At 46.6% G+C, this 13,195-nt stretch carries 14 protein-coding genes; 3 read left to right on the top strand and 11 right to left on the bottom strand.

The window, feature by feature from the left end; translation table 11 throughout:
- Positions 1–115 precede the first annotated feature (115 nt).
- A complete protein-coding gene (locus LRP49_RS00475) occupies positions 116–1,078 on the top strand; it encodes a site-specific integrase (RefSeq protein WP_274139453.1) in 963 nt (320 codons plus the stop codon).
- Here LRP49_RS00475 and LRP49_RS00470 read toward each other — a convergent pair.
- Positions 1,075–2,076 carry a D-alanine--D-alanine ligase gene (locus LRP49_RS00470; RefSeq protein ID WP_274139452.1) on the bottom strand — a complete coding sequence of 334 codons (1,002 nt, stop codon included), beginning with the start codon at positions 2,074–2,076 and terminating at the stop codon, positions 1,075–1,077. The genes LRP49_RS00475 and LRP49_RS00470 overlap by 4 nt on opposite strands.
- A 258-nt stretch (positions 2,077–2,334) precedes the next feature.
- Positions 2,335–2,892 (bottom strand): SPOR domain-containing protein, encoded by a 558-nt coding sequence (locus LRP49_RS00465; protein ID WP_274139450.1) that lies wholly within the window; start codon positions 2,890–2,892, stop codon positions 2,335–2,337.
- A gap of 324 nt (positions 2,893–3,216) precedes the next feature.
- On the opposite strand from LRP49_RS00465, the gene LRP49_RS00460 reads away from it, so the two are divergent.
- Complete coding sequence (locus tag LRP49_RS00460) at positions 3,217–5,898, top strand: bifunctional acetate--CoA ligase family protein/GNAT family N-acetyltransferase (RefSeq protein ID WP_274139449.1); 2,682 nt, start codon at positions 3,217–3,219, stop codon at positions 5,896–5,898.
- A 63-nt stretch (positions 5,899–5,961) separates the two neighbouring features.
- On the opposite strand, the gene LRP49_RS00455 is transcribed toward LRP49_RS00460, so the two are convergent.
- The 5 genes from LRP49_RS00455 to LRP49_RS00435 all read right to left on the bottom strand — a co-directional run bounded on the left by LRP49_RS00455 (position 5,962) and on the right by LRP49_RS00435 (position 8,455).
- Complete coding sequence (locus tag LRP49_RS00455; RefSeq protein ID WP_274139448.1) at positions 5,962–6,201, bottom strand: hypothetical protein; 240 nt, start codon at positions 6,199–6,201, stop codon at positions 5,962–5,964.
- A gap of 145 nt (positions 6,202–6,346) precedes the next feature.
- Positions 6,347–6,622 carry a putative quinol monooxygenase gene (locus LRP49_RS00450; RefSeq protein ID WP_274139447.1) on the bottom strand — a complete coding sequence of 92 codons (276 nt, stop codon included), beginning with the start codon at positions 6,620–6,622 and terminating at the stop codon, positions 6,347–6,349.
- Between the two features lie 34 nt (positions 6,623–6,656).
- Positions 6,657–6,941 carry a hypothetical protein gene (locus LRP49_RS00445; protein ID WP_274139446.1) on the bottom strand — a complete coding sequence of 95 codons (285 nt, stop codon included), beginning with the start codon at positions 6,939–6,941 and terminating at the stop codon, positions 6,657–6,659.
- A 233-nt stretch (positions 6,942–7,174) separates the two neighbouring features.
- Entirely contained in the window at positions 7,175–7,483 is a 309-nt protein-coding gene (locus tag LRP49_RS00440) for a Dabb family protein (RefSeq protein ID WP_274139445.1), read from the bottom strand.
- A 66-nt stretch (positions 7,484–7,549) separates the two neighbouring features.
- Positions 7,550–8,455, bottom strand: coding sequence for a LysR family transcriptional regulator (locus LRP49_RS00435; RefSeq protein WP_274139444.1), 906 nt, complete (start codon positions 8,453–8,455; stop codon positions 7,550–7,552).
- 206 nt (positions 8,456–8,661) lie between these two features.
- Here LRP49_RS00435 and LRP49_RS00430 point away from each other — a divergent pair, with 206 nt between their 5' ends.
- Positions 8,662–10,296 (top strand): DUF2813 domain-containing protein, encoded by a 1,635-nt coding sequence (locus LRP49_RS00430; RefSeq protein ID WP_274139443.1) that lies wholly within the window; start codon positions 8,662–8,664, stop codon positions 10,294–10,296.
- A gap of 7 nt (positions 10,297–10,303) precedes the next feature.
- Here LRP49_RS00430 and LRP49_RS00425 read toward each other — a convergent pair whose 3' ends face one another.
- The 4 genes from LRP49_RS00425 to LRP49_RS00410 are packed head-to-tail and all read right to left on the bottom strand — an operon-like array spanning position 10,304 to position 13,193.
- The gene (locus LRP49_RS00425; RefSeq protein ID WP_274139441.1) at positions 10,304–10,825 is read right to left on the bottom strand and encodes a DUF3833 domain-containing protein; all 522 of its coding nucleotides are present in this window, start codon (positions 10,823–10,825) and stop codon (positions 10,304–10,306) included.
- Entirely contained in the window at positions 10,822–11,421 is a 600-nt protein-coding gene (locus tag LRP49_RS00420; RefSeq protein WP_274139439.1) for a chalcone isomerase family protein, read from the bottom strand. Before LRP49_RS00420 ends, LRP49_RS00425 begins: the two co-directional genes overlap by 4 nt.
- Positions 11,397–11,903 carry a DUF2878 domain-containing protein gene (locus LRP49_RS00415; protein ID WP_274139438.1) on the bottom strand — a complete coding sequence of 169 codons (507 nt, stop codon included), beginning with the start codon at positions 11,901–11,903 and terminating at the stop codon, positions 11,397–11,399. Before LRP49_RS00415 ends, LRP49_RS00420 begins: the two co-directional genes overlap by 25 nt.
- 51 nt (positions 11,904–11,954) lie before the next feature.
- The gene (locus LRP49_RS00410; RefSeq protein ID WP_274139437.1) at positions 11,955–13,193 is read right to left on the bottom strand and encodes a cyclopropane-fatty-acyl-phospholipid synthase; all 1,239 of its coding nucleotides are present in this window, start codon (positions 13,191–13,193) and stop codon (positions 11,955–11,957) included.
- Positions 13,194–13,195 lie beyond the last annotated feature (2 nt).

Genomic DNA, 13,195 nt, shown 5'->3' with positions numbered 1-13,195 from the left:
TTTAGCCAGAAAAACTGACATTTGTTTAGTGGGTTATGTGATCTCCGGACTTCATTAATCCTGAGTATGATGGAATAATGACGGTCATCATCATTTAGTTATAGTGCGTTAAGCCATGAAAAAGATTGAACCTATTCTTGATTCTTCCGAAATAAAAAAGAGCATTGCCCTTTTCAAGCAAGGACAGGTCGAATTGGAGGCATGGCAAACACTTACAAATAACCTGTACAGTCACAACTCTCTACTGAGTTTTCAAAATGACTGGATTACCTTTGTAAATTTCTGTAGAGACGTGAATGTATGTCCTCTGCCCGCTGCAGTAACAGCCGTTCGACGCTTTGTTGAACACTCAGCAAAAACGCGAAAAGCCGCCAGTATTAAACGCTATGTGATTACCCTTTCTTTAATGCACCGCGTTCATAGCCTGCCAGATCCGACAAGACACAGAGAGGTACGCTTCACCCTAAACCGCTTGTACCAAGAAAAATCTGACGATGCGGGTCAAGCGAATGCGTTCATGCTTTCTCACCTTTCTGAGTTGACCGCAAGATTAGGCAACAGTGAAAAACTAAAAGATGTTCGAGACCTGCTAATTTGGACCTTGTGCTTTGAAGGTATGCTCAAACGCAGTGAACTTGCCGCTTTGCCTTATAATGCGCCGAGAGAAACTGAGGAAGGTTTTGTTCTGGCTGTTGATGACCAATTAATTGCGCTAAGTCCAGAAGCGAAAGAACAAGTAGACAAATGGTTTGAGATGTCCGGCATTATTGACGGCCCGCTGCTTCGCGGCATAAACAAGCATGGACATTTAAGCGATGCGCCAATGGATCACTCGTCTATTTACCGTGTATTCCGTCGTGCAGCTACAGAGTTAGGTCTAGAAGGCTCGTTAACATTCTCTGGGCAATCTCCACGAGTGGGCGCAAGCCAAGAGCTCGCGGACGCGGGGAAAACCATCAAAGAAATTCAGCATCAGGGAAGATGGAAAAGCCCCGCTATGCCAGCCCAATACGTTGGGAACAAAACGGCAAGTAGCGAGGCAATGGCTAAATTCAAACGAAAAATCGAAAAGGACTAACCGTTATTCAAGCCTGAACGAATACAGCTCTGAAGGTAGTCAGAGAACGTGTGTCCGTTATGTTCCATCAGTTTTGGGAACATCGAGATAGGCGTCATACCTGGGTAGGTATTAATTTCATTGAGAAGCACGTCGCCTTCTGACGTTAAGAAGAAGTCTATACGAGACAGATCTTTTAATTTCAGATGAACAAACGCTTTTTCTGCGTATTCACGCATTTGAGCGATTTGCTCTTCGGTTAAGTTCGTAGGTTCAACGGTCGTCAGGCTATGGCTGCCCGCGCTGTACTTTTCTTCGTAGGTGTAGAAGGTGTCTTCAGGGCTACAAATCTCACCCGGGTTCGTCACGATCACGTCGCCATCAAAATGGTATGCGGCCAATTCAAGTTCACGAGGACGCACTGCTTTCTCAACAAGCACTTGGTTGGAATAGGTAAATGCGCTCTCTACCGCATCTTTCACCGCAGATTTTTCAGTCACTTTGTAACAACCGACTGAAGACCCTTGACACGCAGCTTTCACAAAGATTGCGCCCCAACGGTCGAACGCCTCTTCTGCTTTAACAACGCTGTCTGCGTTGTTTTCGGTCAAGAAAACATACGGCGTATTTGGAATGCCAATGGCATCAAACCAAAGCTTTGACGTGATTTTGTTAAAACAAACAATGCTGGCAGACGAGTCGCAACCCATGTAAGGCAAACCAGCAAGTTCGAGCAGCGATTGAATATCGCCAGTCTCACCAGGGAAACCGTGAATACACGGCACAACATAATCAATGTTGACGGTGTCATTGCCAACATTTAGCGTTTTATCCATGTTCAGGCGGCAATCCTGCCCGTCCATGTCTTTCCAGCCGTTCTCTTTAGTCAGCTCTACGCGAATAACAGATACAGAAGGCAATTTACGTAATTCAGATTCTACGTAGTTCGCGGAGACCAAAGATACTTCGTGTTCGGCACCACCGCCGCCACACAACAACAATACTTGAGTTGGGTTCATGACCTTTCCTACTCTACCCTGAGAACGTTCAGGGGCATTTAATATTCATCTGCACAATCCGGTGCATTACAGAAAGCCGCTCTATAGTAGACAATCACTTTGAGCCTTTCATCCGAAGAAAAGCAAATATCTGTCAAATTTTGCGTGATTGCGCAAAAACCCAGCGTAATGTAGGTCTTTTTTACTGAAAAGCGGCGTATCCCGTTTTACTAATGAAAAAAGAGAGCCGAAGCTCTCTTTTTTAAAAAACGGTTTAACCTAATTCACTCTAATCATTTCCGGCGTTGCGGAAGACTTAATAGACGCCATCGAACGAATGAATGGACCGTACGCTTTAATGTTTTTAGGTAATGCATTCAACGCTTTCTTAGCATCGGCTTTTGAGTTGTACTCCCCATAAAGCAAGGTGTACCAAGGCAGTCCATCAACCATCTTTTTGTTCGACCATACTGGCTTATCTGATGGTAGCTTGTTCACGTAATCACCAAAGCCTTTATTGTGGCTTAGTGCGACAACCTGAATGGTGTACTTGCTGCCCGACGTCATCGCAGGCTTAGTAACGGGTTTTGGTGCGGGCTTCGCTGTGCTCACAGGCTTGGTCATCTTAGGTTTTTCAGTGACAACCGGTTTTGGCGCAGGTTTAGGTACAGGCATCGCTTCTTGAGTTACTGCATCATCCGCCAAGTTAACCGCGACAGTCTGGGTTACTGGCATCACTTCTTCTTCTGTCGTTTGTGTCAGTATCTGAGACGTTGTGGCACCACCTACACAACCAGCAAGAACAAATGTCAACGCGATGGGAAAGATTTTCTTCATGAATTTTCAACTGTTATGAGCCATTACTCTCTATTTTGTACCTATGAACGTATTCATTCAATAGAAAGTACGAGGGGCCTGACAAGACTCTGCATCAGGTCACACATACTTACATTTACGTTATGTATTGCCAAACGACCTCGTGACGAAGGATTTAACGGCACGGTCTATCTGCCACGACTCAATGTGATTAAGTACAATAAGCTTTTGACGACAAAGACAAGTTGTTTTCGTTGTGGATCACAGCAAGGGCGACATACAAAAGCAGCAGCCTCGTAATCGCGATAGTATAAGAACGCCTGATAGTGAAAGTTGGAGAAGGAAATGACTGGCCTAGATATGCTCTTTAAACCAAAATCCATTGCTGTGATTGGAGCATCAGACACACCGGGGAGAGCCGGAAACGTCATTATTCGAAACCTGCAATCCGGCGGATTTAATGGTCCAATTATGCCAGTCACACCGAAATACCAAGCTGTTGCAGGCATCCTCGCCTATCCCACCATCGAGTCTCTCCCTTTAGTGCCCGATCTCGCCATACTTTGCACACAAGCATGCAGAAACAGTGAACTTGTCCGTCAACTGGGTGAGAAAGGCGTCAAGGTCACGATTATTTTGGCCGCAGGGATGAAAAAAACCGTGGCGCATGATGGCAGAACAGAATACGAGGTGATGCGTGAAATCGCATCACAATACGCCATGCGAGTGATAGGGCCGAACAGTCTGGGCTTGATTCTTCCTTGGTTAAATCTCAATGCCTCTTTCTCCCCGATTCCAGCAAACAAAGGCAATATCGCCTTTGTCTCTCAGTCCGCCGCCGTATGCACCACAATTCTTGATTGGGCAAGGAACCGCCGCATTGGCTTTTCCACGTTTATATCGTTGGGCGAAGCCAGCGATATCGATTTTCCAGAGTTGCTTGATTACTTGAGTCGCGAAAGTAAAACCGACGCAATCATGCTCTATATCGACAATATTCAGAATGCGCGCGCGTTTATCTCCGCGGCACGAGCAGCCTCACGTAACCGAAGAGTTCTCGTGTTAAAAAGCGGACGTACGCCAGAAGGCGCCGCATCGCTACCGCATTTACAGGCAGACGACCTTGGTTTAGACGGTGCCTACGACGCGGCAATTCGACGCTCCGGTATGCTTCGCGTAAAAACCACCCATGAATTATTTGCAGCCGTTGAAACACTTTCCCATTCGGTACCGCTTCGAGGTGAAAGACTGGCAATCATTTCAAATGGTGGTGGCCCTGCGGTAATGGCCGTCGATGCCTTATTGGAAATGGGCGGAAAGTTAGCCGTCTTGAGTGAAGAAACTATCGATAAGCTCAATAGCATTCTTCCCGTCAGTTGGTCACAAGGTAACCCCGTCGATATCGTGGGTGATGCAGATACGGAGCGCTATAAGAAAGTCACAGAGATCTTGCTTGAAAGCGATGAAGCAGACGCGCTGTTAATTCTTCATTCTCCTTCTGTGACGGCACCAGGCTTGGCGACAGCAAAAGCCCTTGCCGACATGCTTAAAAGCAGCCAGCGGGCTAAACGCTTTAATATTCTGACCAACTGGCAAGGTGAGAGTGATGATGCCACCGTTGCGCGTTTGGCTTTTGCACATGCAGGCTTCCCCGCCTATCGAACCCCTGAAAGTGCCGTTACTGCATTTATGCACTTGGTAGAATACAGACGAAACAAAAAGCAGTTAATGGAAACACCCGCTTCGATTGGTCAGATAGATTACGACGTTGAAGGCGGAAGAACCCTAATTCAACATGCGATAGACAGTCAGCAAACCTCATTGACCACCCATGAAGCAAGACCATTTTTGGCGAAATACGGCATCAATGTGATGGCAACGTGGTTGGCTGGCGATGCGGCCGAAGCGGCGCAGATAACCGAACAGGTCGGTTACCCTGTCGCGATTAAACTTCGCTCGCCTGACATTCCACACAAGTCAGACGTGAATGGCGTAATGCTCGATTTAAACAATGCCATTGAAGTCGCCAATGCGGCCCAACTGATGTTAAATCGCGTATCACTCTCCTATCCGACGGCACGGATTGAAGGACTTCAAATCCAAGGCATGGCGAACCGTGCAGGTTCTCAAGAATTACGCGTATGTGTTCGACACGACCCTGTATTCGGCCCAGTCATACTATTGGGTGAAGGGGGTTCAGAATGGAATGTGAACCGTGATGCGGCTGTCGCTATTCCACCGCTTAATATGACGCTGGCACGTTATTTAGTTATTGGCGCACTTAAAAATGGCCAACTACGCCAGCGCGGCCACCCTTACACATTGGATGTAAACGCGCTCTGCCATTTCATGGTGACACTGTCACAGATTGTTATCGATTATCCGGAAATTAAAGAGCTTGATATCCACCCGCTTCTTATCACCGGTGACAGTATCACGGTACTAGATGCTTCTATTCAGCTTTGTGCCTTCCAAGGTGATGCAAATACGCGTCTGGCAATTCGCCCCTATCCCAAAGAGCTTGAGCAACAGGCCACACTGAAAGATGGAACGCCCATTTTGCTTCGTCCTATCCTTCCTGAAGACGAGCCAAATCATAAATCGTTTGTTGAAAGAGTGTCTGTTGAAGATCTCTACAAACGGTTCTTCTCAGATGTCGGCGAACTCAATCATGAAGCACTGGCCAATTTGACCCAAATAGATTACGACCGCGAGATGGCGTTCGTTGCTGTGCAGCGTGACGTTAGTGGCAGCGATGAAATTCTTGGCGTTGTTCGTGCACTGGCAAACCCAGAGCACACCGATGCGGAATTTGCGGTATTGGTTCGCTCAGATCTCAAAGGAAAAGGCCTTGGCCGAATTCTCATGGATAAAGTGATCGACTATGGGCGCTTAAGCGGATTGAAAAGGCTCAATGGCATGACCATGCCCTCAAATTCCGGCATGATAGCCCTCGCCCAACGCGTTGGATTCAGTATTGATGTCCAACTTCAGGATGGCGTTGTTGAAATGGATATGATGCTTTAAACCTTCACTTCAAACCACCAGCAATTATCAGATCAAAAAAGCCAGCTAGTTGCTGGCTTTTGTCTATTGGCTTTGCAGCATTTGGCGGGTTTGGTTCATGGTTCTAGACCCCGCTGTACCGTATGTATTGATATCGTAGCGGTTTGGCGAATACCCACGCTGTTTGCGGTAACTGATATCTAGTTTTCTCAGATCAATGCCATATCGCTGGTTTAATTGTGAAATCACTTCATCAATCTTGGCCTGAGGCGAATTTTGCTCTCTGAGGAAATAGTAAAGGTTTGTTGCGCGTTGCAAGTCCATCTTTGTCTCCCCGTTTAGTTGATGAGGAGAGTGTACGCCTGAATCAGAAAAAGATAATCAGCAGAAAACACAATTCATTATTACCAACGAGTAATAATCAGCGTGTGTTCAACCTTGTGCTGGCACAGCACTAATAACGTGCGGATTATTCAAAGATTTCATAGTATCGAGAGACGTTTGAGGTAACTTCTCCCCAATGGGAAGATTTCACCCGCTTCTGATGAGACTCAAAAGCAGCTTTGTCGACAAATTCTTCATAAACGTCAAATCGCAATGGGTTTTCAATGCACTGAGATACTTCAAACACAAGGCAGCCCGCCTCTTCACGCGTCAATCGCTTGTGGTTTTCCAATTCCGATTTAACGATGTCGAGTTCAGGCTCAGGGACCAGGATGTGCCCTTTTAATATGACTTTTGACATGAATTCCCTTCATTCAGCGGCAGGTCTATTCAACCTAGCCTTTATTCTTTGCGCGTCTTTTCAAGGCTTTTTGATACCACGCCTCTTCGAGATACCAAAACAAGGTTGCGATCGCTGGCATAATGAGTAAGACGAACAAGGAATGCAGGACCTGCTCCTCCATATGACTTTCCTGCCATACACCATCATTGCCAAAGTAGGCACCAATAAAGCGGCCCAAAATCAATGCTAATGACAGCAACAAACTCGTTGACGCCACATATCGCAATTGGCCTTTATCTCTGTTTTTTTCCCAACGCTTGATCAACCTGTCGTTCATAACGTGCCATCCGAAAGAGATTGATGTCGTTTATCTTGCCAAATACACATGCAAATTGCCGTTCAGTAAGTCACGAGTAGGCATTACGAGGATTGACCAACATCTCAAATCGCTGATTTCACGAACGTTTAATCTCAGCAATTCGGAGAGTTAAATACTCAGATGGCGAAAACGAGAAAGGCACTATAAGAGTGCCTTTGTGCAGTAGTATTGGACGACCGATGGGAATACGTCTAGTTCAACGACGACAACGCATAGTCTACGACGATGATATCTTCGAGATGGGGAACGAAAACTTCTTTCAATGCTTCATGCTCAGGATGGAAGAGGTATGTATCTCGGGCACCTTCATCTTTAAAGGTCATAAATACCACGTGCGTGTATCCTTGGTTTTTCCCTTCCGGGCTGTTGTTCTCTCCCCATTCGACAGAAACGACCCCTTCTACGCGTTCAACCATTGATTCAAACTCTTCGCGAATCTCTTCAAAATCGGCTTCATTTGACGCTGGCTTGAACTTCACCAACAGAATATGTCTGATCATGATGCTGCTCTCCCTGCTAAAACATGGTCAAACTATACCCAAAATTCGTGTATCAGCGTGAGCGGGTCATCCCACTTTTTCTTCTGTGATTGGTTGTATCACTTTCAGCACTTTTGGGAGTTGGCGAATAAGCCAACTTTTTGCATTCCCCATACGATTACGCTTCCACGCCATAACCCAAATTAGCTTGTATATCTCACTGCCTTCTAGCACTTTAAGTCGACCTTCTGCGAGGTCTTCTTGAATCCACCAAGCAGGCATGGTGCCGATCCCATAACCATCCAATATGGCGTTGTACTTTTCCGTCATTGAGCTGACCGTTAAACGTGGCTGTTCATCGAGAATATTGTAAGTGTAGGTTTTGGCACTTCGCGCTGTATCTGCCACAGAGATACTGCGATAAAGACGACGAACATCAGGATCATACGGGTTCGTATGCTTATGAATGGGGTGATTTGCCGCAGCCACCCAATACCCATCTGAATATCCAAGCTCTTGGACTTTAACACCTTGAGGAATCGTCGGCGGTTTTGGGCTTATCAGAATATCTGCCCGGTCATCATCCAGTGCCTCCCACGATCCTGCGAGGATCTCTTCTTGTAAACGCACGCGCGTATTCGATTCCAAGCTCAGTTTTTCCACCAGAGGAAAGAACTGCCGAGCGGTTAATAGCCCATCAAAGGCGATTGTGATGTCTAACTCCCATCCGTGAGCAAGAGATTTTGCATCAGCGATGAGTTCGTCCGCCGCATTGATCAATATGCGACCACGCTCCAAAAGGAGTTTGCCCGCATCTGTGAACGACGCCTTGTGTCCAGAACGGTCAAATATCACCAGATCTAGGTCTTGCTCAAGTTTCTGAACCTGATAGCTCAACGAGGACGGCGCACGATTAAGTGAGTCTGCGGCCGCAGCAAAACTTCCTTTCCGATCAATCGCGTCTAAAACCTGAAGTGCTTCGAAAGATAGCATGATTAAAGTCGTTCCTTGTTAATTCTAAGTAGATGACCCGAGTACACTGGATTTGTATTCATTTATGCGTGTTCTCACGTATCAACTTTGTATAAGCCTGTCACAATAGTCTGAAACAAAACAGGATTTTCTCTAAAACCTCAATTTCGTGATGAACAACTCGCCATTGGCTTGTCATCTGTCTTACGCTTAAGAATGAGGTAACTATGAAACTAGATCGCATTGAATTATCGGGTTTTCGCGGAATACGACGCCTTTCCCTTGATTTGGATGACCTTACGGTTCTAATCGGCGAAAACGCATGGGGCAAAAGTTCGTTGCTTGACGCGCTTTCTCTGTGCCTACCATCCTCGGGTGAACCATACCAATTTCAGCGTAGCGATTTTCACATCGACCATACGCTTGGAAATGCCCAAACTAACCAAATCCAAATTATCTTTCGATGGAAAGAAAGTTTCTCAGGCGAACACCGCGCTCGACGTTATCGCCAATTCACTCGCGTTTGGAACCTTTGTGATGAAAGCGGACTTCGTCGCTTAGATTTTCACATCAACGCCATCCATGACGATAGAAAGATCACTGTAACGCGAGGATTTCTCGATGAAGTCGGCGACATCAAAGACGTCGAAAATAGCGACTCGCTTGCCATTAAGCTTACTCAACTCCATCCCATTGTTCGCATTCAGGATGCCCGTCGTCTAAGAGACACTGACATCGATTTAAATGGCAATGCCACTCGCCTTGAGAAACGGCTTGAAAACACAGTTAAACGTCTTCAGCAAAAACCCGGGCACGTAAACAAAGGCGAGCTTAGAAGTGGCTTAAAGGCCATGCGTACTCTTTTAGACCACTACTTTGCATTTGGTAGTCACAATCGTTCTCCCGGGGAAATAGAGCCATACCGTCACCTAAACATGCGAGCGAACTATGTTCACCCATTGGAATTGGTGGCCAATAACACGTCCAATCAAAGCCGGTTACTTCTTATGGGGCTGTTGAGCACTTTTGTTCGTGCTCGGGGCCCTAAGCAGCTTAAAGCCAATGCGCGTCCAATCGTTATTTTTGAAGACCCAGAAAGTCGGCTTCATCCTACGCTACTCAATCAGGCATGGCGGCTTATCAACCTTATGCCGATGCAGAAGATACTGACGACAAACAGCAGTAACCTTCTGTCTTCCGTTCCCCTTACCTCCATTCGACGTTTAGAAAGAGGCTCAACGCTCACAGAGACATTTCAGGTTCCTCATGACCACTTGAGTAAGAATGATCAGCGTAAAGTGTCTTTCCACGTTCGCTTTCACCGGCCTAGTGCCTTGTTTGCGCGTTGTTGGTTGCTGGTTGAAGGTGAGACCGAAGTATGGCTATTCAATGAACTGGCAAGAATCCAAGGATATGATTTATCGGCAGAAGGTGTACAGTTGATTGAGTTTGCCCAGAGTGGCTTAAAGCCATTAATTAAACTTGCAGGAGCCTTAGGCATTGAGTGGCATGTGATTGCTGATGGTGATTTTGCAGGGCAAAAATACGCGCACACAGCACGCAGCTTTCTTAACGGCAATCAGGAAAAACATCGCCTTACTGTCCTTCCAGACCGAGATATTGAGCACTATCTCTTCAACAACGGCTATGAACCGCTATTCCGTGCTATGGCACATATCGAAGGAAATAACCCTCATGTGCCCGCGAAAAAGATCATTGCCAAAGCACTGAAGAAATACGCTAAACCCGATGCCGCCCTCGCCATCATCGAATACACAGAAAAACACCATGACGAAGCCATCCCTTTGTTGCTCAGATGGACCCTTCAGCGCGTGATCAGTATGGCGCGAGGAGCGGGCTAACAAAGCGTTACTGCTTCTCAAAAAATAGCGTGACGCGCCCTACTTCAACGCCAAACTTCTTCATAGAGGTGAGGTTAAAGACGCGCTTATCGTCCTGACGAAACATCCAGTCGTCTAACGTTAACACGTAGGTGCTACCATCAACATCAACCGCCAGTTCGTAAACCCAATGCAGAGCGTTGCCTTGCTCCGCACCTAAAGCAATGCCAACAACATCGTCCGCACGTCCTTGATATGACCCGTCCCTCTGCTTGTCGATAACCCAAATTCGATTTTGCGTTTCACCGTCGTCAAACAGGAAATCTTCGTTTAAGGTCAGCGTGTTTCCTTCTCGTGTCCCCGTGAGTTCGACAGAGAAACGTCGCGTTTGTATTCCGGTAAAATCTTGAACCATTCCCCAAGCTAAAACCCGACCTTCGAAATATTGGAAAAGATCAAATGTAGGGGTGGCGTGCTTATAGTCTGATATAGAACTAGAGCACCCCACAGCAGTCCAAAGAAAGGCAAATATGACGGCAAATTTCTTCACTGCGGCTTGCTCCCGATCAGTGCTAAGCGGATGGATGGGTATGAGGTGCCAGGCGACAACCATATATCAGAAAATGCGTTGGCCAAGTCAGCATTGTCCAACTGACCTGATAAGGTGACGGCTCCCTTGAAAGGTTGATAGTAAAACGTGCCAGCGTTATTGTTGAGAACATAAATTAGCCGATCACCTTCTCGCACATTCGGCCATTTACCTTTCATTTCAGGCAACCAATTAACGATTTCCTGCTTCGTTATCCCTAAGTGTTCCCATTGCTCGACAGTAGCTTCGAGCAGATCATCACCGTCAATATCTCTGCTGTACGTTATCACCAAAGCGATGGGCTGTTTTTCCGAATGATATTCCCCAGAAGGCGTGCGCAGTTCGCTGTCGTAAATCTTCCAAAAGCCCCAAGTCAGAGACGCGCTACCCACAGATGGCCACCACTCCCAGTTGTCGCTTTGTTGTGCTTGAGTCATTGGCATTGAAGAAGGATTATTTGCTAAGGCTGCTGCGCTAGGCAATAAACCGAACAAACACGCTAACACTACACTCGCCCCAACGTGTAAAGCGTTTATGTGCCTTTTGATGTTATGCATTTGTCCTCCTTGTTGGCTGCCCAACGTAGCAGCGAAATAAAGGTGACAGTGTAACCAAGCCAAACAACAGCAAGTATGATAAAGCTACTCACTACACCGAAGCTAAATGAAACGGCTCCAAGGCGTTCACCTGCCAGATAACTCACACCTCCTCCTACGGAGCCCGCCAACACTAACATCCATGTGGGCTTCGCCAGTAACCATTCGCGCATTAGCCAGATATAAACGGCGAATCCTGCCCACAACAAGCACAGCCATATTGGAAGAAACGGTGTGTCGAACCTAAGTACGTCAAAGTGCCTAAGGACGTAGTCGCCGGTTATACCTATCAATCCAAACAGAAGAATGGCAAACAACACAGTTCGGTCAACGAGTAACGCACCTATCAGGGCAAGAATTAGGAAAGGAAGTGCTGTATGTTGGCCAACGACCGCCGCAAACCAGTACATATTGAACCACACCGAAATAACAATAAATCGCATGCTTTCCTCCCCTGAAACCGATATTCAATTGCATCAATACCGACGTGGTCGTTATCCTCTCCACCCCGAACGACTCAGTACCAGTTGTACGGTACTGATGGTGCGTTCTAAAAAGCCGCCTTCGCAATAGCAGAAGTAGTAACGCCAAAGTCGTGAGAATCGCTCGTCATATCCGATATCTTCTAATTCGTCCTGCTTCTCGGCGAAGCGCACGTGCCAATCTTGCAATGTTTTGGCGTAATCCATCCCAATGTCTTTCATATCGCGAACGACAAAATCAGACTGACGGGTAAATTGCTCGAGCAGCACATTGACGGACGGCAGGAAGCCTCCGGGGAAAATGTGCTTTTGAATAAAATCGACGTTCTTGCTGTAAGAGTCGTAGCGTTGATCAGCGATAGTAATGGCTTGAATCGCCATCAAACCATCTGGTTTGAGTAAGGACTGACACGTTTGAATGTAGGTTGGCAAAAATTGCTTACCAACGGCTTCAATCATTTCAATGGAAACTAATTTGTCATATTGACCATCAAGGTCGCGATAATCCTTTTTCAGCAAGGTTATTTTATGCGTTAAACCTTCATCGACAATGCGGCTTTGTGCCCATTGGTATTGCTCTTCAGATATCGTGGTCGTGGTGACATGACAACCGTAATGTTTAGCTGCATGAATCGCCATTGCCCCCCAGCCTGTTCCAATCTCAATAAGATGGTCACTTGGTTGAAGATTCAACTGCTGGCATAGCCGATCCATTTTTTTAAACTGCGCCTCTTCTAAAGAGTCAGAATCGTTTTCATAAATGCCGCTGGAATACAGCATTTCTTCGTCGAGAAAGCTTGCATACAAATTGTTACCCAAATCATAGTGGGCGGATATGTTCGACCGAGCATTGTCTTTTGTGTTGCGGTTTTGCCAATGCGACACCTTACGCGCAAGTACGCCCATCCAGCCCACTTTGCTCTCTAACCTATCTAGCGAATCGAGATTTCGACAAATGACCTGTATAACGCGAGTTAAGTCAGGAGAATCCCACCAGCCGTCTACATAGGCTTCAGATGCAGCTATGCTTCCGCCAGAAAGTATTCTCTGATACAGCCCTGGGTGTCGGACAATGATCTCTGCGTGAAGATCGGCACCGTGTTCACCCAATTGGTGCGTTTGACCATCACAGTCAACCAGTGTTAGCGATGCATTTTTTAAATGCCCCAATGTACTGATCAGCAGGCTTCTGGCAAACGTGTCTTTCTTTGTGACTGGCAGTCCTGCTGTTTCGATTTGACTCGTATACATGG

It is taken from the genome of Enterovibrio qingdaonensis (assembly GCF_028683135.1).
In the GTDB taxonomy this organism is placed as follows: domain Bacteria; phylum Pseudomonadota; class Gammaproteobacteria; order Enterobacterales; family Vibrionaceae; genus Enterovibrio; species Enterovibrio qingdaonensis.
This window is presented reverse-complemented; position numbering and strand designations above follow the sequence as displayed.